The sequence below is a fragment of the Paraburkholderia sp. JHI869 genome (assembly GCF_038900775.1).
GTDB lineage: Bacteria > Pseudomonadota > Gammaproteobacteria > Burkholderiales > Burkholderiaceae > Paraburkholderia.
In genome coordinates, this window is record NZ_JAYMSC010000001.1 from 50,547 (window position 1) to 75,583 (window position 25,037).

A 25,037-nucleotide genomic window follows, 5' to 3' on the forward strand; every position below is an offset into this window, starting at 1 on the left:
GCGCTTCGCGATGAAACGAATCGACGCAAGAATCGACGCAACCGATGCCGCGCTCCTGTTCCTGCGCGTGAGCGCGAGCCTGCTCGTGCTGCTCGTGCATGGACTGCCCAAGGCGCTGCACATGAAGAGCCAGCTTGGTGAAATCGAAGATCCGCTCCATCTGGGCACGGCGTTCACGCTGGGCTTCGCGATCTTCGCCGAGGTCGTGTGCCCCGTGCTGATGATCCTTGGCATTGCCACGCGGCTGGCGGCGGTGCCGATTCTGGTCGTGACCGTGGTGGCGCTCGTGCTCGTGCATCCGGACTGGACGCTCGCGCAGGGGCAATTTGCCTGGATGCTGCTGATTCTGTTCGGCACCGTGGCGTTGGGCGGCGCGGGACGCTATCGGCTCGCTCTGCGAGCATCGGCGCGTACGAGAGCGGCGTGAAGCGTCGCGGATCATAACAAGGGGAGACGAGAGGCATGCGAGCAGCATCGGCGGGCATGGACGGAGAAGTGGCGGGGGTGCGCATTCCGTGCACGCCGCTCGCAAGAGCGGCGGCAGAAAGCGCCCGCGCGGCGCTGCCCGCGGTCCTGTTTGGCCACGCGAACCGCGTATATGTATTCGCCTCATTGAGCGCGCGTCGTAACGGCCTCGCGTGCGATGCCCAGACACTCTACGTGAGCGCCATGTACGCAAACATGGGCTTGAGTGCGGCCTATGCGCATTCGACGATGCGCTACGAGCTGGACAGCGCCGACGCGGCGCGCCGGCTCCTGTATCACCATGGCGCGAGTTCGCGCGAGCAGGACGACGCGTGGCTCGCCATCGCGCTGCATACGTCGCCGGGCATACCGGAGTGCATTTCGCCGCTCGCGGGCGTGCTGGCCACGGCGGTGCGCACGGACCTGGTCGCCGCGCAATTCGAGGCTTATACGGGCCCCGAGCGCGCTGGCGTGCTCGCGGCGTATCCGCGCGGCAAGGGCTTCAAGCAGGCGATCATCGGCGCGATCGGGCATGGCGTGACACATCGGCCGCAAACGACCTTCGGCACGCGCAACGCCGACGTGCTCGACCGCATCGACCCGGACTATTGCCGGGAAAACTTCTGCGGGCAGATTCTGGGCTCGCAATGGCAGGACTAAATCGGAAGGCCTGCTCGACGCAGGCCGGACTTGGAGGACAGAAGATGTCTTACTGGATTTCGCTAGGGGCGGGCATCGTGGTCGGCCTGCTCTATTACGTCTCGCGTGTGCAGTCGCCCGCGCCGCCGCTCGTTGCCTTGCTGGGTCTGCTCGGCATCGTGATCGGCGAGCACGCTATTCCTTTCGTGCAGGCGCAACTGCAGACACCGCAAGCGCAGACGCAAACGCACGCCACTACCACCAAGGTGCAAACGTCATGCAGCAACGAACCTTGAGCGTTGGCGCGGCGGCGGCCACGCTTGCCCCGCTCTGGGGCGAGAACGTCGTGCTGGCCTTTGTCGCGGGCTATGTCGATACGCTCGGTTTCGTCGCGCTGTTCGGCTTGTTCACGGCGCACGTCACCGGCAACTTCATTCTCATCGGCTCGGGGCTTGCCGGCGCGGGCAGCGGTCTGTTGATCAAATGGCTCGCGTTTCCCGCATTCGTGGCTGGCATCGTCGTGGCCCGCGTGTTCGACGACGCGCTGCGAACGCAGTCGCACGGCACGCGCGTGGGCGGACTCTACACGCTGCAGATCGCGCTGCTCGCCGCGTTCATGGTCGCGGGTGTGTTCGCCGCGCCGATCACGAACGCCGATGCGCCGCTCACCATCGCCTGCGGATTGCTCGGCGCGGCGGGCATGGGCGTGCAGAACGCACATGCGCGGCTTACCGCGCGCAGCGTGGTCGCTAATACCGTCATGACCGGCAACGTGACGCAAGCCGTGATCGACGCCTTCGATCTTCTCGCGCCGCATCGCCGGCACGCCGCACACGCCGCGCGCGCCGAAGCGCGCGAGCGCCTCGCACGCACGTTGCCGCCTGTGCTGGCGTTCGCGCTCGGCGCGGGCGGCGGCGCGCTGGGCTGGCTCACGGCGTCGTTCTGGGCGCTCGTCGTGCCGCTGGTTCTGCTCGGCGCGCTCGCGGCGTGCGCCTGGCGCGCAGCGGCCAACTAACTCCTTTTCTATTTCCGTTCTTTCATCTGGAGCACTACGTGAATCTTTCCGCCATTCACCGTCCCATGCGCGCGCTGATTCTCGCGCTCGCCGCATTGGGATCTGCGTTCCCCGCAGCCGTGGCGCTCGCGGACGACGCGCAATATCCGCAAGCTTCGCAGACCGCCCAAACGCCCGTCGTCTCGGTCGGCCCGCAATACGACACCACGCATGTCTATGTAGCGGGCGACGACATCGACGCGTTCGTCAACAGCTTCGTCGCGACCTTCGGCGGCAAGGCTTCGCCGCGCGCCGTATTCACGGTGACGCCCACGCCGAGCAAGACCGCGTCGCAATACGTGCAGACGCCGGTGGGCATGCTTTCGGTGTTCGCGTTCCAGACGCCCATTCCGCACCCGTTCGGCAACGAGCGCACGGGCTATCTCGTCACCGACATCGACCGTGCCGTACGCGCCGCACGTGCGGCGGGCGCCGACGTGATCGTCGAGCCCTTCGACGATCCGATCGGCAAGGACGCGATCATCCAGTGGCCCGGCGGCCTGACGATGCAGCTGTACTGGCACACGAAGGCGCCTTCGTATGCGCCGCTCGAGCGTGTGCCCGACAACCGCGTGTACGTGTCGAAGTACGAGGCGCAGAACTTCATCAAGCGCTTCTTGCGCTTCTCGCACGGCAAGATCGTTGCCGACAACCATCATGCGGACGGCGCGGAAATCGGCAAACCCGGCGAAGCGATCCGGCGCGTGCGTATCGAGTCGGGCTTCGGCAACATGCTCGTGTTCGTGACCGACGGCAAGCTGCCTTATCCCTATGGCGCGGAAACCACGGGCTACGACGTAGCCGATCTCGACGCGACGCTCGCTCGCGCGCAGGCTGCCGGCGTGAAGGTGCTGGTGCAGCCGGCGCAGAACGTCGAAGGCCGCACGACGATGGTCGAATTCCCGGGCGGCTATGTCGCCGAGCTGCACCAGCGTACGAAATAAACGGCATGCGCACTCGCATCAAGTCTACGCTTGCGGCGGCGGTGTTCGCCGCGAGCGCTTCATGTCACGCCAGCACGGCAAATGCGGATACAACGCAGCAGACTTCCGCTGCCGCTTGCGACGCAAAACGTCCGGTTCCGTCGTTCAACCGCTGGCAGGAAGACTGGGGCGTGCTCGCCAATCCGTGCGTGCCGCGCAAGCCGCTCGATTCGCTCAAGTACATACCGCTTTCCAGCGATCCCGCGTGGTATCTCTCGCTGGGCGCGAACCTGCGTGAGCGCTTCGAGCTGAACAATACGCCGCTCTTCGGTCTCGGCGCCGCGCGGCCCGACAGCTGGGTGATCCAGCGCGCCGAAGTGCATGCCGACGCGCGCTTCGGCGAGCATGTGCAGGCCTTCTTCCAGCTCGAAGACGCGCGCCCGTTTGGTAAGGACTCCGTTACGCCCGTCGACAAGAATCCGCTCGACATCGAACAGGCGTTTGTAGCGTTCGTCTATGGCGTGGGAGGCGGCACCTTCAAGGCGCGCGTGGGGCGCCAGGAGATGGCGTTCGATTTGCAGCGCTTCATTTCCGTGCGCGATGGCCCGAACGTGCGCCAGGCGTTCGACGCGCTGTGGGCGGACTACGAGATCGGCAAGTGGCGCTTCATCGGCTATCTCACGCAGCCGGTGCAGTACCGCGATGCTGAAGTGTTCGACGACGTCTCGAACGGCCACCTCACGTTTAGCGGCGTGCGCGTGGAGCGCGCGCAGACGGGGCCCGGCGATCTCTCGGCGTACTGGTCGCGCTACGAGCGCGACAACGCGCGCTTTCTCGACGCGAGCGGCAACGAGCGGCGCGACGTGTTCGACGCGCGCTATGCGGGCAAGCGCGCGTCGTTCGACTGGGACATCGAAGCGATGCTGCAAACCGGCCACGTAGGGGCCGACACGGTGAGCGCGTGGGCGTTCGGCGCACTGGGCGGCTATACGTTCGCCGCGCTGCCGGGCGCGCCGCGTCTTGGCGTGCAGATCGACGGCGCATCGGGTGACCGGCATCCCGGCGATGGTCGCGTGGAAACGTTCAATCCGCTCTTTCCGAACGGGTACTACTTCACGCTGGCGGGCTATACCGGCTACAGCAACCTGATTCACGTAAAGCCGTCGCTCACGTTCAAGGTCACGCCTAAGGTGACCTTGCTCACGGCGCTCGGTTTTCAATGGCGCGATACGACAGCCGATGCGATCTACGGGCAGGGCATGGCGGTGGTGCCGGGCACGGCCGGCAAGGGGAATCTGTGGACCGGCATGTATGCACAGGTCCGCGCGGACTGGCTCGTCAACGACAACGTGGCGCTTGCGCTCGAAGCCGTGCATTTCGAAGTCGGCGATTCGATTCGCGCGCTTGGGGCGCGCAACGCCGACTACGTTGGCGTAGAAGCGAAACTGGGCTGGTAGGCGAGGCCACGGCAGGGGGAAAGATGCTCATACAACCACATAATCTCGAACTCGCGCGGCTCGCCGCCGCCACGCGTGCGAATGTCGACGACGCGCGCGTCTGGCGCTGGTACGCCGATCTCATGGAAGACGATCGCGTGAGTTGCGCGCGCATTCGCAACGGCTGGCGGATCACCGTGGACGGCCGCGCCGCCGTGGAGGACGAATCGTTCGATTGCGCGGTGCGCCGCGCGGCGCAGATGTGGAGCGGCGTTGCGCAGTCGCAGATCAAGCTCAAGCGCCGCAAGAAGACCGCGGCGAAGGCCGACACGTTCGACATGCCGCAGTTTCGGTGAAATCGTCGGCCGTCGTTGCTGACGGGTTCGCTCGCTGAACTGCAGCGAGGTGCTTGCGAGGTTGCGCGGGCGGCGTATATAATCGCCGCTCTTCGAGCAGGTCTGTTAGACGACATTGGCTGACATTGCTCGATTCTGCGTCATCCCACTGGCGCAGAAGCCGTTCTGCATGGGGGTATAGCTCAGCTGGGAGAGCGCTTGCATGGCATGCAAGAGGTCAGCGGTTCGATCCCGCTTACCTCCACCAACAGAACGCCTGGCCTTCGGCCACACAGCTTCATCATCCAGATTCAATTCCCCGCGCTACATCGACATTCAGGCATCCTCAGCAAAGGGTCGCATTCGCACGTCTATCGTCACAGCGGCAACGCATGCGTCGAAAGAATCTCTTTGAGCACCATGAAGCTGCGGACCTGCCGCACGCCCGGCAAGTACAACAACTGCTCCGCATGCAACTGGTTGAAGCTTTCGTTGTCGCGCGTGCGCACCAGCATGAAGTAGTCGAATTCGCCGGTCACCACGTGGCATTCCACACAGCCTGAAACCTTCTGGGCCGCTTTTTCAAATGCCGCGAACGCTTCAGGCGTCGAGCGGTCGAGCACGAAGCCGATCACGACCAGCATGCCCGCGCCGAGCGCCTTCGGATCGAGCAGTGCGACGATCCCGCGTATCAATCCCAACTCCTTGAGCCGCTCCACACGCCGCAGGCACGCGGGCGCACTGAGCTTTACCCTGGCCGCGAGGCTGACGTTCGAAATCGATGCGTCCTGCTGCAAATGCCTGAGGATCGCGCGATCGATGCGATCCAACGCGGGCGGGCCATCTGGCGTAGCGGGAGATTGTCGGGTTAATTTCATTGCGCAATTCAATCGTTTGGCGAATTAAAAGTGCTACCGGGTCAATCGGAGCGCTTTAAACGTAGGTCATCGATATTTTTTTCGCAAGCTCATTTCGCAGCAGGGCGCCTAACATTTCTCCATCGGATTGCGCGTTCCAGCCGCATGCCGACCGTTGACCCCGCCCTGCACGAGCCGACCTCCCGGAGATATTCGATGAACCTCGAGCGCTTTCCCCGTTATCCACTGACGTTCGGACCCACGCCCATCCAGCCGCTCAAGCGCCTGAGCGAGCATCTCGGCGGCAAGGTCGAGCTATACGCGAAGCGCGAGGACTGCAACAGCGGCCTCGCGTTCGGCGGCAACAAGACGCGCAAGCTCGAATACCTGATTCCCGACGCGCTCGCGCAAGGCTGCGACACGCTGGTCTCGATTGGCGGCATCCAGTCGAACCAGACGCGTCAGGTTGCAGCCGTCGCCGCGCATCTCGGCATGAAGTGCGTGCTGGTCCAGGAAAACTGGGTCAACTATTCCGACGCCGTCTACGACCGGGTTGGCAACATCCAGATGTCGCGCATGATGGGCGCGGACGTGCGGCTCGTGCCGGATGGCTTCGACATCGGCATTCGGCCGAGTTGGGAGGAAGCGCTCGAGAGTGTGCGCGCGGCGGGCGGCAAGCCGTACGCGATACCGGCGGGCTGCTCGGAGCATCCGCTCGGCGGACTCGGTTTCGTGGGCTTTGCCGAGGAAGTGCGGGCGCAGGAGGCGCAATTGGGCTTCAAGTTCGACTACATCGTCGTGTGTTCGGTCACGGGCAGCACGCAGGCGGGCATGGTGGTCGGCTTCGCGGCAGATGGCCGCGCGGACCGCGTGATCGGCATCGACGCATCGGCTACGCCGGAGAAGACGCACGCGCAAATCACGCGCATTGCGCGTCATACCGCAGGGCTCGTGGACCTCAACCGCGATATCGGCGAAAAGGACGTGGTGCTCGACACGCGTTACGCCGGCCCGGAATACGGGTTGCCCAACGATGGCACGCTCGAGGCGATTCGCTTGTGCGCGCGGATGGAGGGTATGCTCACCGATCCCGTGTACGAGGGCAAGTCGATGCACGGCATGATCGACAAGGTGCGCCGCGGCGAATTCGAGCCGGGGTCGAAGGTGCTGTACGCGCATCTGGGCGGCGTGCCCGCGTTGAGCGCATACAGCTTTATCTTCCGCGACGGCTGAGGAACGGCGAGGGTTTGCCGGAGTGCGAGCGGGCGCGATGGTCTTTGACTTTGATCACGGCGCGCCGGGCGAATCGCATCGACAATGGGCGCCCTACACGTCGTGGGAGTGCCGGGCCCTCAAGCCTTTCCTGCGAACTCCGCGCCGGGCTTTTTAGCCCGGCGTTTTTTTTGGTCGGCTCGGCCCGGTAACCGGCGATTGGAACAACGACCCGGCCAACGGATGAGGCGACATGCTTATCTCCAGGTCAGCAAGAGGGATGCGGCGAGCAGCGCGCCCATCGCAAGATTGAGCATGCGCCAGTGGCGCGGCGTTCGAAGGAGCCGCGCGAGCAGTACGCCGAGCGCGCACCAAAGCGCGAGCGACGCACACGCCGCAACGCCAAACGCGGTGCCGAGCAGCATCGCGAGCCGGTTCGGACTGCTCGCGAGCAGCGCGAACGACGCCGCCGCGCCGACCGTCATCGCCCAGCTTTTCGGATTGAGCCAGAGCAGCAGGAAGCCGTTGACGAGCGTAACCGGGCGAGCGGGGCCGTTACCTGCGCCAGGCGGCTCGCTGCGGGCGATGCGCCACGCGAGCCACAGCAGATACGCGGAGCCGAACGCTTTTACCGCTGTTTGCAGCGACGGCAGCGCGAGCAGCAGAGCGCCAAGCCCAAGCGCGGCGACCGCAGCGAGCAAGGCGAGGCCCATCGCGATGCCGAGCATCAGTGGAATCGAGCGTACGAAGCCGAAGCGCGCGCCCGAGGCGGTGGCGAGCGTGGTTGCGCCGCCGGGCGTCACGGTCGAGACGGTCACAAAAAGTAGAAGCGGCAGGATCGTGGTCATCGATGCACATCCGGGTGAGCAAGATCTGCACTGTACGGATCGCCAACGCATCGTGAAAGGTAATAATATTGATGCGATTCATTACGCGCATTAATGTATAGATGAGCCGAAATCTCGACCTCGATCTGATCCGTACCTTTGTTGCCGTTGCCGATAGCGGCAGCATGACGGTCGCTGCGAATCTGCTGCACATGACGCAAGGCGCCGTGAGCCAGCAGGTGAAGCGCCTCGAAGACGTGCTGGATTGCCTTCTGTTCGTGCGCAAGACGCGCAAGCTGGCGCTTTCGCGCGAGGGTGAGCGCTTTCTCGTGAATGCGCGCAAGCTGCTGCGCCTCAACGACGAAATCTGGGCCGATATGACCGGCCAGCCGCTACGCGGCGCCTTGCGCGTGGGCGTGCCATACGACCTCGTGACGCGGCTCGCGCCTGCCATGAAGGCATTTGCCGAGGCGCATCCACACGTCGACATATCGCTGGTGTGCGCGGCGTCGCCAGAGTTGAGCGAAGCGGTCGATAGCGGTCGCGTGGACGTGTCGCTGGTCGAGTATCTCGCGAGCGAAGCCGAAGGCGAAGTGGTCTGCATCGAGCCGCTGGTGTGGGTCAATGGACGCGGCAGCGACGCGTGGCAGAAGCGGCCGTTGCCGCTGTCGATGGTGGGCGAGCGTTGTGCCTTCCGGCCGGCGGTGCTCGGCGCGCTCGCGGACGAGGGCATTGCGTGGCGCACGGTGTTCGAGAGCGGCAACATCGAGGCGACCGCTGCGACGGTGCACGCGGGCCTCGCGGTCACAACTGTGCTCGCCTCCACGATGCCGGCCGACCTGGAGACGCTTACGCCGGAAGCCACCGGCTTGCCCGCGCTGCCTGAGTTCGCGATCTGTCTGCGATTGCCCGCGACAGTTCAACCCGCCGCACAGGAATTCACACGCCACGTACGCGAATCGATGTCGAACGACGCAGGCGCCCGACGCGCGCAGCTTGCGAATATTGCGTGACGTGTCCGACACCGGCTTATCCGCCCGACTTCAACTGTGCCCAAAGCCGGCTCTCAAGGCGCTTGATTTCGGCGGGCAACGGCTTCATGAGGAAAAGCGTCTTCAGCACGTCAGGCGGTGGGTACACGGTGGGGTTGTTCAAAATCTCCGGGCGAACGAATTTGCGCGCCGCTGCATCGGCATTCGGATAGAACACCTCGTTCGTAATCGCTGCATGCACTTCGGGGCGCTCGATATAGTTGATCCACTCGAGCGCTGCCTGCGTGTGCGGTGCATCCTTCGGAATCGCCATCATGTCGAACCACACCGGCGCACCGCCTTTCGGTATGAAGTACTTGATCTCGAAGTGCTTGTTCGCCTCCGCGGCGCGATGACTCGCCATCGACACATCGCCCGACCAGCTGAGCGCAAAGCAGATGTCGTCGCCAGCCAGATCGTTGATATAGCTCGTCGCGCTGAATTGCGTGATGTAGGGGCGAATTCGCTTCAGTGTTTCGTAGGCGGCCTGGTAGTCGGCCGGCACCGTGCTATTTGGGTCCTTGCCGAGATAGTGCAGCGTGACGGCGAATACATCGGCTGGCGCATCGAGCACCGATACCCCGCAAGTCTTCAGCTTGCTCACGTATTCAGGTTTAAACAGCATGTCCCAGTTGTCGAGCGGCACGTCGTTGCCCAGGATCTTCTGCACGCGTGTCACGTTGTAGCCGAGTCCGGTCGTGCCCCATGCCCACGGCACCGCATACTGATTTCCGGGGTCGGCGTCTGCAACGAGCTTCAGCAAGTCACGGTCGAGATTCGCGAGGTTCGGCAGCTTCGACTTGTCCAGCTTCTGATAAATACCCGCCTCGATCTGACGTGCGAGGAAGTTGGATGTGGGCACAACGACGTCATAACCCGTCGATCCGGTCAGCAGCTTGGCCTGCAACGTCTCGTCGCCGTCGTAGACGTCATATCTCACGTGGATGCCAAATTCATTTTCGAAATTCGGTACGGTATCCTTAGCGATGTAATCGGCCCAGTTATACAGATTGAGCTGCCGGTCGTCGGCGGCCTTCGCAGCGCCCAGCGCACAGAAGAGTGTCGCGGCAAGAAGCGGTCTCGTCATAGGTTTCAACATGGTGGTTTCCGCAGAGTCGTGTCGTGTCGTCGGTCAGGAGATCAGGCGTAGCGGTGGCGCTCGAGTTTTCTGTGGCGCATCAGGCACAAAATGTCGGCAGCGATATGCGCCGCCGCGAGCGCGGTGACGTCACTGTGGTCATAGGCTGGTGCGACTTCGACCACGTCGGCGCCGACCAGATTGACGTCGCCCAGCCCACGCACGATTGCAAGTGCCTGCGCCGAACTCAGCCCTCCCGCGACGGGCGTGCCGGTACCCGGCGCGAAGGCGGGATCGAGGCAGTCGATATCGAACGTTAGATAGGCGGGCGAGTTGCCGACGATCGACAGCACTTCGTCGACCACTGCCTGCGTGCCGTGGCGATGCACCCACTGTGCGTCGAGAATGCGCACACCCATGAAGTCGTCGTTCCAGGTGCGGATGCCGATCTGGACAGAGCGTGCGGGGTCGATCAGCCCTTCGCGGATCGCCTTGTAGAACATCGAGCCGTGGTTCAGCGAATCGCGGTTGTCGTCGGGCCACGTGTCGCAATGCGCGTCGAAATGAATCAGGCTCAACGGCTTGCCGTATTTTTCGGCGTGCGCGATCAAGAGCGGCCAGGTGATGTAGTGATCGCCTCCTAACGTCAGCATCTGTGCGTTGGCCGCAAGGATTTCGCGCGCATGCGCGACGATCGCGTCGCGGATGCCGAGCGGATTGTGTGCGTCGAACCAGCAGTCGCCGTAGTCGACCACATTCAGGTGATCGAACGGATTGACGCCCCACGGGTAAGCGCCGAGTTCGGCCAGTTGCACGGAGGCGGCACGCATTCCGGCCGGACCAAAGCGTGCACCTGAGCGGAACGTGGTGGCGAGATCGAGCGGCACGCCGGAAACGGCAACGTCGACGCCGGTGAGATCGCGCGTGTAAGGCCGGCGCATGAACGACAGCACGCCGGCATAGGTCGGGGCTGCGCGTTCGCCTTCGGCCGTCGCGCTGGAGGCCGGGGAGGGTGATTCGATCGAGGTCATCAGGGTCGTTCCGGTTGATTGGGAGAATGCCGCCATACAAATATTTTTCATGCGTCCATGGTCGGGAGGGACGATGGGGCTATGATTGCGGGCAAATAAACCGGTGAATAGCGAAGAATCTTGCTGGAAGTATCGAAATTGCTAATACCTTGCATGCTCTGAACGATGCGTAGACTTCCCCCGTTACAGGCGCTGCTCGCTTTCGACGCAGCGGCGCGCCTTGGCAGTTTCACGCGCGCCGCGCAGGAGCTGGCGCTGACGCAGTCCGCGATCAGCCATCAGATCCAGCAACTCGAGGAATGGACTGGCCAGGCGCTCTTTCGTCGTATCGGGCGCGGCGTCGCATTGACGGCGGCGGGCACGCTCTACGCGCAGACGGTTACCGTGGCGCTCACGACGCTTGCGGACGGCCGCGACCGCATCGAGCCGTATGGCAATCCCGATTCGGCCATCGTGTTCTGTCCGCCGCAGTTCGTTGCGGGCTGGTTGATGCCGCGTATGAAGGCGTTCTCGGCGGCGCTGCCGGACATCGAGCTATGGCTCCTGACCGCCGAAGAGGTCACGGAGATCGATCGCGTGGATGTGGACCTGGTCGTGTCGACCAAACAGCTTCGCTCACCAGAGGTGATTTGCGAGCCGTTGATTTGTGAGCAGGCGGTGGCGATCTGCGGCCCGCTGACCGCGCGGCGGCTGTCGAAAGCGCCGTTTCCGGACGTGCTCACGCAAGCGCCGTTGCTGGTTCACGAGGCGTCTCCAGACTGGGCCCCGTGGCTTGCCGATCTGCGGCGCGCAGGTTTGCGCACGCGCCGCGCGATGACGATCGACGATCCACGCTTTCTCGTTGCGGCTGCGGAGCAGGAGGCAGGCATTGCGATGGTGTCGGAGCTGTTCGCGCACGAAGCGTTGCGCGCCGGTCGCGTAAAAGTATTGCCGCAGGTGCCGAAAGTCGAGCTCCCGCCACTCTGGCTCATGCGCTCTGCGCAACCCGCACGCTCCGCTGCGGTCGATGCCGTGCATGAGTGGATCACACGCACTGCGCAGAATTGTCGACGGACTGCCTCACAGAGACGCCAGTGATCTTCAACGGTCAACATGGGAGCGTGCGCGCTACGGCAATTTTTTGTAAAGCAGCCGGCCTGCCACTCCGGCGGTGCACGCAACAACCACCGCGCCGACGAGAAATATTGCCCCAAGACCGATGTGCCCACCAACCCAGCCTAACGCCGGACTGCCGACGGCCATCGCCACATCGAGGAAAGCCGTATAGATGCCCATCGCCAGCCCCCGGTTCTTCGGTGTCGTTGCGCTTACCGCCTCCACGCCCAGTCCTGGATAGACGAGCGAATAGCCAAAGCCCGCAAGCGCCGCCCCTGCGGACGCAATTGACGACGTTCTGGCAAGCCCCATTAAAATCAGACCCGCTGCCTGGATGACCACGAACACCAGCGCGACCTTCGCACCACCGAACCGGTCGGGCAGATGACCTGCAATCGTCCGCGCGAGCATCAGCGCGAGTCCAAACACGGTGAATGCCATCCACACCGGATGCCAGTGCATGTCCGTGTAGAAAAGCGAACTGAATGCGAGGATTGCGCAGTAGCCGATACTCGCGAGCGCGGCGCCAATGCCTGGCAGCCATACCGCGCTCATGACTGTCTTCAGCGACGAATGTTCTCCATGCGCCTGCGGAGCGACTGACGGCAGCCGGATGAGGTACAGCAGAACGGCTAGCGGCAGCAGCGTGGTGATCAGCACGATTGCGACAAAGCCCACTGAACGATAAAGGACGGTGCCAACGGGACCACCCAGCGCCATCGATGCGAACATCGCCGTGCCGACCCAGGCGATTACCTTGCCTGCGTGTTCCGTGTCGACAAGCCCGAGTCCCCACGCAACAGCTCCTGTGATGATGAAACTCTCGGCTCCGCCAAGAACAGCGCGCCCAACCAGCAGGATGAGTACCGAGAGGACGGGCAGCTTCACGAACGCGAGTGACAGCCAATAGAGCAATCCGGCCACTACGGCGCCAATCAGTCCCGTTACGACGCCCTGCTTCGCCCCATGACGGTCGGCGTAGGAACCTGCAAAAATGCGCGAAACGAGTGACGCAGCGAACTGTGCTCCCGCAACGAGTCCAACTACGAAGGTATCGAACCCGAGGTCGTTATGGACGTGCAAGGGCAGGACGGGGAGCGCGATGCCGATGATTACGAAGCCGACGAGTACGGCGGCCATGATTGGCATCAGCGTCGGCAATACGGAAGCCTTCCTCGCCTTTGTGGAAACGATAACTGACATTGCAATACGCCCTACATCCTGTAACCGGGTTTTTTGATCAGGATGTCAGGTCGCCCCTGAATGTCAGGCACATATACCGTGTCCTTCCACCGGTTTGCCTCAATCTCCTCGAACGCGACGGATACCGATTCCTGTCCATACCCGAGGATCGACATCACTTCACGTGTAATCGCATCTGCCAGTTTTTGCTTCTGCTCTGCGGTCTTTCCGGGCCACGCCTTGACGATCACATGTGGCATCGCTTGAATCTCCATCGGTTGAACACGGGTCGAGTCGGCCCGGGGAAGGCCGCGCTTCGACGCTATCAATAGGCCTGGCTCGTCGGCCTGAAGAGCACTTCGTTGATGTCGACGTCTTCGGGCTGGCTGATAGCGAACTCCACCACGCGTGCAAACGAGCTGGGCGCAATGGCCTTTTCATAGGTCTTCGCCATGCCAGCCGCGATATCGCTGTCAGTAATCGTGCTGATGAGTTCAGTCGCAACAGCGCCCGGCGACACGATGGTTGTGCGGATGTTCCAGGGCTTCACTTCCTGACGCAGTCCTTCCGAGATCGCTCGCACTGCCCATTTGGTACCCGCGTAGACCGAGCCGCCAGGACCGACCTTGTGACCGGCAACAGAAGAAACGTTGATGATCTGACCGGACATCTGCTTCTGCATGTGCGGCAGCACGGCCGCAATGCCATACAGAACACCCTTGATGTTGACGTCAATCATGCGGTCCCACTCTTCGACTTTCAGCTTGTCGAGCATCGAACTCGGCATCAGGCCTGCGTTGTTCAGCAGCACATCGACGCGGCCGTGCAGTGTTACGGCGCGGTCAACGAGTGACTTCACCTGGCTACGGTCGGTCACGTCTGTTCTCTGGATGGCCTGCGGGTCGAGGTGAAGCTCGCGTGCCAGCGATTCGAGGCGCTCGATGCGTCGCGCGCCGAGCACGACATGAGCGCCTGCCTTCGCGAGGTGGCGGGCAGTTTCCGCCCCCAGGCCACTGCTGGCTCCGGTGATGACAACGACTTTGTTTTGGATACCTGATGACATGATTGGATTCCTTGGGGGGTAGTCGACTGTTATTGCGACGCGCGCTCTTCGAAGACCGAGCGGACGACGGGAACAGCTGAGAAAGCGTTTGGCCAGCCAGCGTAGTACGCGAGCTGGTTCACGACCTCGGACGCCTGATCACGTGTCAGGCCGTTATCCATTGCCTTGTTCAGGTGAAACGGAATCTGCTGAACCTGACCATTGGCAATCAGCGCGCTGACGGTCACGAGACTGCGGTCTCGCGGCGCGAGCCCTGGCCGAAGCCACAAATCCCTGAACAGAACGTCGGTCGTGTCGCGTACCAGACCCGGGGAGGCAGGTCCGGCACTGCTCGATACGCGCGCTGCTCGGTCCGCTTCGGCTTTCTCGTCTAGCGCAAGCAGCTCGACTGAAGCCTGGGGAAGCTGGTCCTGAGTGATGCCGCGAGCCGCGAAGAGGTCCCTGGCGATGGCAGTTGCGGCAATCGCGTTACCCCAGCCAGCATAGAACGCCAGGTGCGTGATGATTTCCGACAGTTCGCGGGGCTTGACGCCGTTATCGAGTGCAAGCGCGAACTGCTCGGCCATCAAAACAAACTGATTGCGTGCAATCACCGCTGCGACCGTGACGATGCTGCGGTCACGAGGCGACAGACCGGGCCGCTTCCACAGGTCGTTGGCAAGTTTCGCCGTGGCATATCGGTCGAGCGCGGGTGACACGGCCTGGATGTCTGCTTCCGAAAGCGTGCCTCGTTGCGCCCCGACTTCGGCCTGAACGGCACCTGCGCCAAGAGAAAGTGCGAGAGCGATAGCTGTAGGTGTCGTAGCGTTCATGCCGTTTCCTTCCTTATCGATATTGCTCGTCGGACACGGGCTCGAGCCAGTCCACGTTCTTGCCACCACGTAAGTCAACGCGACATGACCCTTCGACGCTATGGCGAATTTCAATGCTGTCAGCGACAGCTGCAGTCGACGCAATGCCGGCAGCAGTAGCAGCCGCTGCGAGTACGTGTTTCATGATTACCTCTTGATGGTTGGCTGCCCGAGTCAAGCCGGCAGCCCCGCATTGCGGACGCGTCAAGTCGATGACGAAGCGGTTGCGAACGCTCGCCTATCCGCAATACGTCCGGTGCGCGTCGCGGAAACCAGTCCGCCCATTCAATGTACGCGAGGCGTTAATCAGAAACTAGGTGCTAGAATCAGATTGGACCTATAAGCGGAGCTTCTTAATGGCCGGCGAAAACCTGAATGACCTGGCGGCCTTCATGGTCGTTGCACAGGAGAGAAACTTCACACGGGCTGGGAAACGCCTCGGTGTTTCCCAGTCGGCATTGAGTCAGACGGTTCGTGCGCTTGAAGCACAGCTAGGCCTTCGGCTGCTCACACGCACAACACGTAGCGTCGTGCCGACCGAAGCAGGTGAGCGCCTGATGGCGTCTGTAGGTCCGCGAATCGAAGAAATCCAGCGCGAGCTCATGGTATTGAGCGAACTGCGCGAGAAGCCCTCTGGCGTAATCCGGTTGACCGCCACTGAATACGCGGCCGAAGCGGTGCTATGGCCAGCAATTGCAAAACTGGTCGACGAGTATCCCGACATCAAGGTCGAGGTGCTGATTGACTATGGTCTGACCGACATCGTGAGGGACCGCTTCGATGCCGGCGTGCGACCGGGGGAAACCATTGCAAAAGACATGATTGCAGTGCGGATTGGACCACCGATGCGCATGGCTGTAGCCGGGTCACCCGACTATTTCAAGAAGCGCAAGCCTCCCCGGATGCCGCAGGAGCTTACTGGTCACAGTTGCATCAATCTTCGCCTCTCCAGTCACGGCGGGCTGTACGCCTGGGAGTTCGAGAAACGCGGGCGAAAACTCAATGTAAGGGTGGACGGTCAACTTGTGTTCAACAGCAGCAGTCTCATTTTGCACGCCGCACTCGAAGGGCGTGGGCTTGCCTATCTGACTGAAGGGCAGATGGAGCCGTACCTGGCCGACGGTAGGTTGGTTCGCGTTCTGGAAGACTGGTGTGAGCCGTTTTCGGGCTACCACCTCTACTATCCGAGCCGACGTCAGCCGACGCCTGCATTCGCACTGCTGGTGGATGCCTTACGGTATTCACCGCCGAAGCGCTAATTCGCCTTGGAATCCTAAATGTTCTTTTCGCAATCCACATCGAACCCGGCTTGGTGCGCCGTGCATGTGCGAGAGTGAGTGGTGCGTGCGACGGCGCGAGCGATAAGTGATGTTCGATGAGTGATGCACATAGCGGAGATGCCGAGCCGCAACATGCCGCAACGCCCCGTCTTCGCGCAACCTTTCCAACGCGTAGGCACGGGTCGATTCGCCAAGACGGTATATTGCGATCGCACCTCGATAATCCACCGTGAGCAACGACTTGGCCACCAATTCACCCAGTGCGGCAATCACGCCTGCGTCTGGCGCGTGCGGCTCTGCACCTACCGCGCAAAGCGCTTCAAATGTGAATGAGCTGGCAAAGAGTGCGAGATTGCGGAGCAGTGCGCGGGCACTGACGTCGAGCAAGGCATAGCTCCAGTCAAAGCTCGCGCGCAGGGATTGATGGCGCGACGGAGCGGAGCGCAGGCCGCCTTTTAGCAAGTCAAGGTGGTCGTCGAAATGTTTGCGCAGCATAAAAGCGACGCCCTCGATGCCGAGTACCGCGACGCCATGGCGCTGTCGAGATTCACCATGAAGACCATCGCGCGGGAGTCTGGTTGTCGCAGGAGCGCTTCGCGGTCATTCCCGCCGGGCGTGCCCATCAGACGCAAGCCGCGTGCGCGCCTAACGCGCATATCGCGCTCTATGTCACCGACGAGGCGCTGCGTAAGCTCGATAGCGCTGTTGGTTCGCTCGAGGAATTCCGCCGACGCACGCGTAAGCCCGTGCTGGTACACATGTCGACGGCGATCCGATCGTTGCAGGACCTCTCGCTGCGCAACGAAGGTGCGGGCTATGGGCTTGCGGCGACGCGACAGGCATTGTCGTCGGCCCTGCTGATGCAGTGCATTGGAGAGGTCATCGCAGGGAGTACGGCGTCGGCCAACTCTCCCGGCGAACACGGCATGGCACTGGTCGCGGACCTGGAAAACTTCATCACTGCGCACGCCGATCGGGAGATCCCGCTTGACGCGCTCGCAGCGCGCTTCAGAATCTCGCGCCGTCACATTACGCGGCTTTTTCGCGACCACACCGGGCTATCAATCGGCGAGTTCCAGCAACGCGCGCGTTACAGGAACGCCTGCCGGTTGCTGGTGGAAACGGATCTGCCGATCGGTGAAGTGGCGTTTCGTGTGGGCTTCGGAAGTGGCGCTGCACTCGCGCACGCCATGCGCCGCATCGGACGCCATTCGCCCACGGATCTGCGCGCTTCCGCTTCACATTCAATCAATCAGGATTGACCAGAGGCGAATCCGTCACTCCAGCAGGTTAGCGGATCGAGTCTTCACCGCTACGGATAATCGTACGCATCCGAAAAGCGGCGCGTGTCGCGCGACTGAAGCGCCTTGATCTTTCCGATGCTGACTTCGGACCCCGGATGCGCCGGCACACCTCCCGTATGGCGCATGCAGCGGTGCCATTGTCGAGCGTTCCAGTTGTTGCGATGGGAGCTTCACGTTACACGCCACGTCGGAAGCCGTCGTATGCGCCGGCGAATGGAACGGTGGCGAGCGAGAGGCGCTTCGCGACCGGCTACAGCCTGCGCGCAAGCGGCCTCCACGGAAATCCGCGAAGATCCTGAAAGAGCCGCTACATCGCGCGGATGCTCAGCGTTTGGTGCGGAAAGCGATCTGGATAGCCACAGCATTTGTTGTGTACGCAACCGTACGATCTTCGGCGCTGGCACGACGCCTTGGCATGGCGGTTCTGACAATTGCTGACAGTCGGGCGAAGCCAATGCGCATACCATCGAGCTATGTATGCATTCGAATAATAAACATGGTTCCGCTTCCCCTTGCTATCCTGGCCTCGATCCTTCTTGGCGCAGCCCTTTGTGTGCTCGGCCTGCTGCTGCTCGGTTGTCCGATGTAGGGTATCGGGATTGGGGGTGAAAAACGCTATCAAGAATGCCCGCAAGCTAGTCCTTCGTGGGCGGCTTATTTCGGTAGGCAATCAGAAAGTCTCTTCGCAGATTTCCGGGGTAGCGCTCTGTTCGACCCATCTCAGCCGGTCAGCCGGTCAGCCGATTGCAGCTCGGGTGTCGAGTTCCGAGGTACAGCGGTCACTCGGGACAACTGGCTGACGTTTTGGACCGCGCCTATTCGTCGATTGCTATAGACTGGCCTCCCAAAGCAGAGCAGTCGAAACTGTCTGGAGAAAAGCCATGTTCTCGCGCAAACCGGGCGATAGAGATAGCAGTGGCCGTTCGTACACCTGCTTTTGTCCTCAATCGGACGTCGTGTTTGCGAACAACCGGATCAGCGCAGGACTTTCACGGCGCGGCTTCGTCGTCGGCATGGCCGCCTCTCTGCTGATGCAGATCCTGCCCAGGCTCGCCAGCGCGCAGACAGCGCCTGTGCCATCGAGTCCCGCGCAGCCCATTCTCTTCACGAATTTCCGCCTTTTCGACGGCACCTCCGGCAAGTTGCGCGATGGCCTTTATCTGCTCGTCGACGGCAATCGCGTTCATACGCTCTCGCAAAACCGGCCCACCGTGCCCGAGGGTTCGCAGGTGATCGACTGCGGCGCGCGAGTGCTGATGCCGGGCCTCATCGACATGCACTGGCATACGATGATCGCCGCGGTGCCACTGCCGACCTTGCTGACCGCCGACATCGGCCTCATCCATATCGCCGCGAGCGCCGAAGCCGAGCGCACCTTGATGCGCGGCTTCACTACGGTGCGCGATGCAGGCGGGCCGGCCTTCGCGCTGAAGCAGGCTATCGACGGAGGCCTCATTTCGGGGCCGCGCATTTACCCTTCAGGCGCGATGATTACCACCACCGGCGGTCACGGCGATTTCCGCCCACTCACCGACGTGCCTCGCACCACCGGCCGGGTGAGCGCGTCCGAGCAATCGGGCGGCAGCATCATCGCCGACAGCGCCGACGAAGTCCGCAAGCGCGTGCGCGAGCAGTTTATGCAGGGCGCCTCGCAGATCAAGCTCATGAGCAGCGGCGGCGTTTCCACGCCGCGCAGCCCGCTCGACATGCTCACTTTCACCGAAGCCCAGGTGCGTGCGGCCGTGGAAGTCACGCAAGACTGGGGCAGCTACGTGATGGTGCACGCATTCCCGCCGGCGGCAATCCAGCGTGCCATGGCGGCAGGCGTTCAATGCATCGAACACGGTCATTTGATGGACGACGCGACGGCGAGCCTGATGGCGAAGAACGGGACGTGGCTCAGCATTCAGCCGTTCGTCAGTGCAGAGGACTTCGTACCGTTGACGGGTCCGAGCCTCGATAAAATAAAAATGGTCTTTGCGGGCACGAACAACGCCTATACGCTCGCGAAAAAGCACGGCATCAAAACGGGATTCGGCTCGGACCTGCTGTTTTCTCCCGTGCTCGCCACGCGCCAGGGCACGATGCTGACTCATCTGCTGCGCTGGCACACCGCAACGGAAGCATTGCAGATGGCCACTGCACAAAATGGCCAGTTGCTCGCGCTTTCGGGTCCACGCAACCCGTATCCGGCGAAGCTTGGTGTCGTTCAGGAGGGGGCGTATGCCGACCTGCTGCTCGTCGACGGCGATCCCACCCAAAACCTCGCGCTCATTGCCGATCCAGCGAAGAACCTGCGCGTCATCATGAAGGACGGCAAGATCTACAAGAATACGCTCGGCGCGTAAGCGGCTTGACACGCGACTCAACCCGGCTCGATGTCGATGCGATCCGCTTTCCTTATGGCGGGAAACCGCTGTAGAACGGCCACCTGAATGTCGGCGTCTGCGTGCAGCCGAATGGCCGAAAGTGGCGGCGGATTCAACCGGTCGATGCAACGATTTGGTTAAATCGCTCAGCCCGCGTGCCGAAGCCGGCTCGACGTGCCGTGTGCGTGGATATATCAGCGCCGTCATGCCATGTACGGACCCCGCGTCAAATCTGACTTACGTCTTATGATCATCGCAATGGATTTTCCCGTTTCTGAAGTGCTTCGGACTATGAGCAAGCCCGTCATCGGTGAATCTCAACGATTGACGTGAAATTGCCGAAGGTCCCTGCTATCTTTATTCATGGCCGATGCGACTTTCTGCCGGAAATCTCGAGGCATGCCTGCTCGCTTCCGCCGCCAAACCGCGTAATGCGGCGGCCTTGTACACCCACGAATCGCGCCACAAAACTGCGCTCTGTTGGCCTCTCCAGCCGAAATACGAAACATAACAGTGCCTGGACCGGACAGATGGCCGCCATGTGTCGCGCCAGGGAAGATCAGTGATGATCGTCCAGTTTCCTCATACGTCTGCGGGATACACCCACACAGGTACGGTCACCTTTGTCGCGATGGTCGATGGGACACCCGTAATTTGCGAAATCTCGCCCGAAGCGCTGGAAGATCATTTCGGAGCCACGCGCACACACCGTTCGTATCTGCTTGCAGCGTTCGAATTGCATCGAGCGGAGATCGAGTCGGTCGCGGCCGCAATTCTTCCGCACAGGCTTAAGGAACGACGCTGCCTGCTGTTTTCCCGGGACTTCCGATGTCAACCGACTGCCGACATGCCCGTGATTCTGGAAGACCCGTTGTGCTCCCTGCCAAACCATCGCTACCGTCCGGCATCGTAGGCAACGCCGCAGATCGCACCCTGCAGCGGCAATTTGCTTTTTTGGCAAGCCCGATTGACGGACATGGCGTTCAGTGCCGGGAGGACGTCAGGTCCTCCTCGACAAAACGCAGGATTGCCTCGGCTAACGCTTCACGCGGGTAAGCATTCTCAGTCACGAAGATCGAACCGATGGTGGAGTGTGTCCGAGCAACAGGCACGGCAATGGCCCAATGGTCTGCGTTCACGTAACCGAGCAACGTGCTTCCGGGCACCACCTGATCGTAGAAGATCACCTGGCTGTCGTTGCGGGCATCGATGCGCGCCAATTTGTCATAGCTTCCCTTGAGAATGGATGAGATGCGCTCGGGTTGCGGAAACGTGACGATTGAGTAGTACCGCGGGCCGGGCGCAAGCGGGTGCTGTGCGAGCCATGCCCTGCGCGTCGCGGGCCGCAGGCTTTCTACCGCGCCACCATCGCCTTCGGTGCACGTCGCGCCCGGAAAGTATTGCAGCCATTCTGCCTGGGACTGGTCGGCGTCGTTCGCCAGAGGCGAGCCACCCACTGCGCCGGCCGCGCTGACCATTGCCACCACCCGCGAACGTATCTCCGGATACTCGGTCAGCGCTTCCAGAATGTCGGGCGCGCCCTTCGAGTAACCGATCAATACCAGGCGCGGAGCGCCCGGTTCCGCGGGCATGGCCATGACCTCATCGCGTATCTGGCGCGCGTTGTGCGTGGAACTCGAGAGCGCATCGACCGGGAGCAGCATCGCGTCATAGCCGAACTCACGCAAGTGTGAAGCTACGGTGCCAGCCGGATTCAGCCAGGATTCGAAGCACTCGTATCCAACACCCGCCACGATCGCCGCGACCAGTCGTTGCCTCGAAGGACCCAGATCAACAGGCTTGCCAGTGCCGGCCGCTTCGGGGCCCACACGTGTCAGGGCGTCGTCGCACGGTCTGTAGTCAGGCAACGCGCGGCCGTGTGCGTCCAGTACGGCACAGTAGATCTCCCGGAATCGCGCTCGCTGGTCAAGCACGCCGGCCTGCGAGGCCGGAACGAGTACAAGTGGAGGCGTGTCGGTGGAAAAGGGGATGAGCGGCTTCGTTGCACAGGCGCTGAATGCGAGCATCAGCGCAAGCGCTTCAATGAGGGTGCAGGCACGCCTTAAAGCACGGGAGAAGTCGAGATTCCCGCGGGGTCGACCAACCCAGACGTCAGCGATGCGGTCACTTGTGCTCATTCCCTCCCGCCTCCTCATCAGCCGATTCATGCGGCTGCAGATACGGTACCCAGTCCAGGAATTCAACGTCGGACAGGCTCAACGGGCGCGTGGCAAAAAACAGAACGGCACGCAAACCATCGGTATGGTAGGTCGCGCCGTCCAGTGTCGTGCGCGGGTGCGTTCGTGGCGCCGGCTCGACGCCATGCACGAAGCCGAGCTTCTCAAGACCACCCGAATACACCATGTCCTGAACGAAGTGGTTTCTGGCCTCATCAACATCCTCCTGCAAGATGAAATCCGCTTCTTCGCGCGAAATGAACCGACCGCCGACGGGACGCCCGACCTGCACCAGAAAGACGGGCTGGGTTTGAAAACGTACGGGTGCAAGCCATATCCGAAGCCACGTAGCCGGTGCTTCGCCCGCCGCCTCCTTGCGCAGCACGACATCGGGTACGCGGCCATCAAACCGCTGATTCAAGTCGTCCGCGCGCTTGTAGCCGTGGAAGTCCCGCCGGACCAATGCTGCAGCCAGGTCGTCAAGCCTGCCGACGAACACAGCATTCAGCGGATCGCCCTGCGTCATACCACCCGCATCGGTCGCGCAGCATGGCATCCGTTCAAGGGCGTCCCTTAGCGAACCCGGATCGCTGTAGTCCGTCACCGCAGAATCAGGGTAGCGATATCGTGTCTCCGCGAAGCGGGGATCTCCGAGATCATCCGGAACCGCCAGGAACAGCGAGAAAGGAATGAGCGTCCTGTTTGCAAACAGGTCGATGTTGCACACCTTCGTTCCGCGATCCGGATTGGTGAAGAGCATGCCTGCCTGGGTCTGGCCTGGCGGTATCGGGTTCTTGAAGCTGAGCCTGGTGAAGTATTCGTCGATGCGTTTGTTTCTCTCGCCGCCGAAAAATGAATGCAGCGACCACGCGACCTCAAGCGGTGAAAAGTAGCGCGGGTCGGTTCCCGTTCGCAGGAGCCACAACGTTTGCGAGGTTCCGTTGCTGACTTCGATCCAGACCGGCTGCACGTCGATGGCAGCGAGGTCGGCGCCGAGCATTCGCGTGCTGTCATCCTTTCCGAGCACAGCGGCACGCACCTGCACCCCACGACTCGTCGCCGGGACTGCACGCTCGCGCAGCAGTCCATCGTCGACGTTTGCCGGCTCGTGCCAGGTCGTACAGCTCGCAAGGGCGAGCAACAGGCTGGCCCAGATCGACGCGCGTCGCCACGTGGGATGGGAATGCCAAAGCGCCGTCATCGATCCGCTCCCGGGATGGCCCCGTGGCTATCGTTGCCTGTGCCCCACTGGAAGAAGGTTATCCCCGATAGCGAGGTCGGAAGCTGGTCGAATACCAGCACCACGCGAAATCCGTCGGTGTAATAGGGGTCTCCCGTCAGGTTTTCTCTGGGCGTGTCTTGTGGCGCGGCGTCACTTGCTTTTACTGCACCGATCTTCACAAGATTTTCGGAATATGCCATGTCCTCTGTGAGTGCAGCGCGTGCCTCGTCCACGTCCGGATCGATCTTGTGGGTGGTGAACGTTGGCGTGTGAATCGTGAACCGTATTCCGATGTCACGGCTGATCTGACCGATCCACACGGGCTTGTCGTGGTATCGCATGCGGCTTAACCACAACCTCAGATGATTGCGTTCATGGATCGTATCGCGTGCTTTCTGCAACGCAAGATCCTGCGGACGTCCAAACAGGTAAAGGTCGCTTACCGGTGCGTTGACGTAGGGCTTTCCGGCAAGGAAGGAACTCACCATTTTCATGATGGCGCCGGACCACTTTTGCTCAGTGGGCGTCCACCCACGGCGCACGAGTGCAGGGAACGCGTCGTCGAGGCCCCCCACAATCACGAGATTGAGCGGATCGCCATTCTTCGTGCCGTCCTCGTTGGTCGCGCAACAGGGCAGCGCTTCAAGCGCCGCCCTGAACGCCTCGTCATCGGTGTAGTTGACGATTTCTTCGCGCGGATAGATGTCGAACGAGAATACCCGGCTCGTTTTGTAGTCGGCCTGGAATCCCGGGACCATCGTGAAAAGAGAAAACGTCCTGGCGCGCCGGCTCGCGACCAGGTCGACCTGCACGAACTTCACGCCTTCGTCGAGGTGGGTCAACACGAAGCCGGAGGTCGTTTGTCCGGGTAACACTGGGTTGTGAAACGCGAGCTCGCTAAAGCGGAGGTCCAGCGTCGCGAGCGCGCGCTGCGACTCTGCGCCGGCAAATGTCTCGGCGACTTCGGACGGCGGGAAGAAGTTTGGGTCGAGTCCCGGTGAAAGCAGAAAATAGCTGCGGTCGTCGCCGTTATGCACCTCGATCCAGACCGGTTGGACGCCCTTCGATGCGAGCGCAACACCATAGATTGACTGGCTTTCTTCTGCGGAAAGCGTAGCCGCTTTAACCAGCATGCCACGCTCGGTGCGAGTGGCGGCGCGGCTTCCATAACCTGGTTCGGATGTGTTTGGCGAAGACCGGGCGCAACCTGCCAATGCGATTGTCGCGACCGCGGCGGCAAGCAACGGGAAGAGGAAAGGGCGCATAACGATCGCTGCTCAATCCACGTTCGACCACTGGGTCAGTCCTGTCATCTGGATTCAGACGCTGGGCAGCCAGGTCGAATTCAAAACCGGGAGTTGTATGTTGTCACGCGTGCACTCAAGGACGATCAGACCTTGGTTCTACAGAGTGTAGGTCAGCGGCGTCCTGACGCGTCACTGAGTGAGGTTGACGGTTACGTACACTTCCCATCTGTCGTTGTCGGAATGCGAATCTGCCTTTTTCAACAAAACCCAAAATATGCGATGGATCGACGATGGTGTAGAGGGAGGAGTTGGTTATAGACTGCGTATGCGTGACAGCAGTGCTTGAATGCGCCCAATCC

Annotated in this window: 27 protein-coding genes and 1 tRNA gene; 15 read left to right on the plus strand and 13 right to left on the minus strand. The window is 61.9% G+C overall.

From position 1 onward, the window contains the following. Positions 1-10: 10 nt before the first annotated feature. From VSR72_RS00205 to VSR72_RS00240, 8 genes are all read left to right on the plus strand, one after another. Positions 11-427: a DoxX family protein gene (locus VSR72_RS00205; protein ID WP_342950400.1), complete on the plus strand. Its 417-nt coding sequence runs from the start codon at positions 11-13 to the stop codon at positions 425-427. Positions 428-462: 35 nt separating this feature from the next. Then, positions 463-1,125, plus strand: coding sequence for a phosphohydrolase (locus tag VSR72_RS00210; RefSeq protein WP_342950401.1), 663 nt, complete (start codon positions 463-465; stop codon positions 1,123-1,125). Positions 1,126-1,169: 44 nt separating this feature from the next. Beyond that, positions 1,170-1,400, plus strand: a complete 231-nt coding sequence (locus VSR72_RS00215) for a DUF1427 family protein (RefSeq protein ID WP_342950402.1) — start codon at positions 1,170-1,172, stop codon at positions 1,398-1,400. Further along, the gene (locus VSR72_RS00220; protein WP_342950403.1) at positions 1,382-2,119 is read left to right on the plus strand and encodes a YoaK family protein; all 738 of its coding nucleotides are present in this window, start codon (positions 1,382-1,384) and stop codon (positions 2,117-2,119) included. Before VSR72_RS00215 ends, VSR72_RS00220 begins: the two co-directional genes overlap by 19 nt. A 38-nt stretch (positions 2,120-2,157) precedes the next feature. Further along, positions 2,158-3,102, plus strand: a complete 945-nt coding sequence (locus VSR72_RS00225; RefSeq protein WP_342950404.1) for a glyoxalase — start codon at positions 2,158-2,160, stop codon at positions 3,100-3,102. A gap of 5 nt (positions 3,103-3,107) precedes the next feature. After that, on the plus strand, positions 3,108-4,538 hold the full coding sequence (locus tag VSR72_RS00230) for an alginate export family protein (RefSeq protein ID WP_342950405.1): 1,431 nt from the start codon (positions 3,108-3,110) through the stop codon (positions 4,536-4,538). A gap of 23 nt (positions 4,539-4,561) precedes the next feature. After that, positions 4,562-4,873 (plus strand): hypothetical protein, encoded by a 312-nt coding sequence (locus tag VSR72_RS00235; RefSeq protein ID WP_342950406.1) that lies wholly within the window; start codon positions 4,562-4,564, stop codon positions 4,871-4,873. Positions 4,874-5,044: 171 nt separating this feature from the next. Next, positions 5,045-5,120, plus strand: a tRNA-Ala gene (locus VSR72_RS00240). Between the two features lie 109 nt (positions 5,121-5,229). On the opposite strand, the gene VSR72_RS00245 is transcribed toward VSR72_RS00240, so the two are convergent. Next, positions 5,230-5,730 (minus strand): Lrp/AsnC family transcriptional regulator, encoded by a 501-nt coding sequence (locus VSR72_RS00245; protein ID WP_342950407.1) that lies wholly within the window; start codon positions 5,728-5,730, stop codon positions 5,230-5,232. A gap of 195 nt (positions 5,731-5,925) precedes the next feature. Between VSR72_RS00245 and VSR72_RS00250 the strand changes: the two genes are divergently transcribed. Then, positions 5,926-6,942, plus strand: coding sequence for a 1-aminocyclopropane-1-carboxylate deaminase (locus VSR72_RS00250; RefSeq protein WP_342950408.1), 1,017 nt, complete (start codon positions 5,926-5,928; stop codon positions 6,940-6,942). A 236-nt stretch (positions 6,943-7,178) separates the two neighbouring features. On the opposite strand, the gene VSR72_RS00255 is transcribed toward VSR72_RS00250, so the two are convergent. Further along, a complete protein-coding gene (locus VSR72_RS00255) occupies positions 7,179-7,769 on the minus strand; it encodes a LysE family transporter (protein WP_342950409.1) in 591 nt (196 codons plus the stop codon). Between the two features lie 101 nt (positions 7,770-7,870). Here VSR72_RS00255 and VSR72_RS00260 point away from each other — a divergent pair, with 101 nt between their 5' ends. Beyond that, positions 7,871-8,761: a LysR substrate-binding domain-containing protein gene (locus VSR72_RS00260; RefSeq protein ID WP_342950410.1), complete on the plus strand. Its 891-nt coding sequence runs from the start codon at positions 7,871-7,873 to the stop codon at positions 8,759-8,761. 16 nt (positions 8,762-8,777) lie between these two features. On the opposite strand, the gene VSR72_RS00265 is transcribed toward VSR72_RS00260, so the two are convergent. Beyond that, the gene (locus tag VSR72_RS00265; RefSeq protein WP_342950973.1) at positions 8,778-9,866 is read right to left on the minus strand and encodes a polyamine ABC transporter substrate-binding protein; all 1,089 of its coding nucleotides are present in this window, start codon (positions 9,864-9,866) and stop codon (positions 8,778-8,780) included. Positions 9,867-9,919: 53 nt separating this feature from the next. Beyond that, positions 9,920-10,888: an agmatinase gene (speB, locus tag VSR72_RS00270; protein ID WP_342950411.1), complete on the minus strand. Its 969-nt coding sequence runs from the start codon at positions 10,886-10,888 to the stop codon at positions 9,920-9,922. A gap of 165 nt (positions 10,889-11,053) precedes the next feature. Here speB and VSR72_RS00275 point away from each other — a divergent pair, with 165 nt between their 5' ends. Then, a complete protein-coding gene (locus VSR72_RS00275) occupies positions 11,054-11,965 on the plus strand; it encodes a LysR substrate-binding domain-containing protein (protein ID WP_342950412.1) in 912 nt (303 codons plus the stop codon). Positions 11,966-11,995: 30 nt separating this feature from the next. Here the strand turns inward: VSR72_RS00275 and VSR72_RS00280 are convergent, their stop codons facing one another. The 5 genes from VSR72_RS00280 to VSR72_RS00300 all read right to left on the minus strand — a co-directional run bounded on the left by VSR72_RS00280 (position 11,996) and on the right by VSR72_RS00300 (position 15,224). Further along, positions 11,996-13,186 carry an arabinose transporter gene (locus VSR72_RS00280; protein ID WP_342950413.1) on the minus strand — a complete coding sequence of 397 codons (1,191 nt, stop codon included), beginning with the start codon at positions 13,184-13,186 and terminating at the stop codon, positions 11,996-11,998. Between the two features lie 11 nt (positions 13,187-13,197). Further along, positions 13,198-13,425: a tautomerase family protein gene (locus VSR72_RS00285; RefSeq protein WP_342950414.1), complete on the minus strand. Its 228-nt coding sequence runs from the start codon at positions 13,423-13,425 to the stop codon at positions 13,198-13,200. 65 nt (positions 13,426-13,490) lie between these two features. Beyond that, the gene (locus VSR72_RS00290; protein WP_342950415.1) at positions 13,491-14,228 is read right to left on the minus strand and encodes an SDR family oxidoreductase; all 738 of its coding nucleotides are present in this window, start codon (positions 14,226-14,228) and stop codon (positions 13,491-13,493) included. Between the two features lie 29 nt (positions 14,229-14,257). Further along, complete coding sequence (locus VSR72_RS00295) at positions 14,258-15,040, minus strand: carboxymuconolactone decarboxylase family protein (protein ID WP_342950416.1); 783 nt, start codon at positions 15,038-15,040, stop codon at positions 14,258-14,260. A 13-nt stretch (positions 15,041-15,053) separates the two neighbouring features. Further along, positions 15,054-15,224 carry a hypothetical protein gene (locus VSR72_RS00300; RefSeq protein WP_342950417.1) on the minus strand — a complete coding sequence of 57 codons (171 nt, stop codon included), beginning with the start codon at positions 15,222-15,224 and terminating at the stop codon, positions 15,054-15,056. A 211-nt stretch (positions 15,225-15,435) separates the two neighbouring features. On the opposite strand from VSR72_RS00300, the gene VSR72_RS00305 reads away from it, so the two are divergent. Then, positions 15,436-16,338, plus strand: a complete 903-nt coding sequence (locus tag VSR72_RS00305; RefSeq protein WP_342950418.1) for a LysR family transcriptional regulator — start codon at positions 15,436-15,438, stop codon at positions 16,336-16,338. On the opposite strand, the gene VSR72_RS00310 is transcribed toward VSR72_RS00305, so the two are convergent. Beyond that, positions 16,321-16,854: a hypothetical protein gene (locus tag VSR72_RS00310; protein ID WP_342950419.1), complete on the minus strand. Its 534-nt coding sequence runs from the start codon at positions 16,852-16,854 to the stop codon at positions 16,321-16,323. The two genes, VSR72_RS00305 and VSR72_RS00310, sit on opposite strands and share 18 nt — an antisense overlap. Before the next feature lie 83 nt (positions 16,855-16,937). Between VSR72_RS00310 and VSR72_RS00315 the strand changes: the two genes are divergently transcribed. The 3 genes from VSR72_RS00315 to VSR72_RS00325 all read left to right on the plus strand — a co-directional run bounded on the left by VSR72_RS00315 (position 16,938) and on the right by VSR72_RS00325 (position 20,945). After that, positions 16,938-17,621 (plus strand): AraC family transcriptional regulator, encoded by a 684-nt coding sequence (locus tag VSR72_RS00315; RefSeq protein WP_342950420.1) that lies wholly within the window; start codon positions 16,938-16,940, stop codon positions 17,619-17,621. 923 nt (positions 17,622-18,544) lie between these two features. After that, complete coding sequence (locus VSR72_RS00320) at positions 18,545-20,011, plus strand: amidohydrolase family protein (protein WP_342950421.1); 1,467 nt, start codon at positions 18,545-18,547, stop codon at positions 20,009-20,011. A gap of 586 nt (positions 20,012-20,597) precedes the next feature. Continuing rightward, complete coding sequence (locus VSR72_RS00325) at positions 20,598-20,945, plus strand: DUF1488 domain-containing protein (protein WP_342950974.1); 348 nt, start codon at positions 20,598-20,600, stop codon at positions 20,943-20,945. 70 nt (positions 20,946-21,015) lie between these two features. Here the strand turns inward: VSR72_RS00325 and VSR72_RS00330 are convergent, their stop codons facing one another. From VSR72_RS00330 to VSR72_RS00340, 3 genes are all read right to left on the minus strand, one after another. Then, positions 21,016-22,059 (minus strand): hypothetical protein, encoded by a 1,044-nt coding sequence (locus VSR72_RS00330; protein WP_342950975.1) that lies wholly within the window; start codon positions 22,057-22,059, stop codon positions 21,016-21,018. A gap of 97 nt (positions 22,060-22,156) precedes the next feature. Then, on the minus strand, positions 22,157-23,410 hold the full coding sequence (locus VSR72_RS00335; RefSeq protein WP_342950422.1) for an LssY C-terminal domain-containing protein: 1,254 nt from the start codon (positions 23,408-23,410) through the stop codon (positions 22,157-22,159). After that, complete coding sequence (locus VSR72_RS00340) at positions 23,407-24,564, minus strand: LssY C-terminal domain-containing protein (protein WP_342950423.1); 1,158 nt, start codon at positions 24,562-24,564, stop codon at positions 23,407-23,409. The genes VSR72_RS00335 and VSR72_RS00340 overlap by 4 nt, the downstream gene beginning before the upstream one ends. Positions 24,565-25,037: the final 473 nt, after the last annotated feature.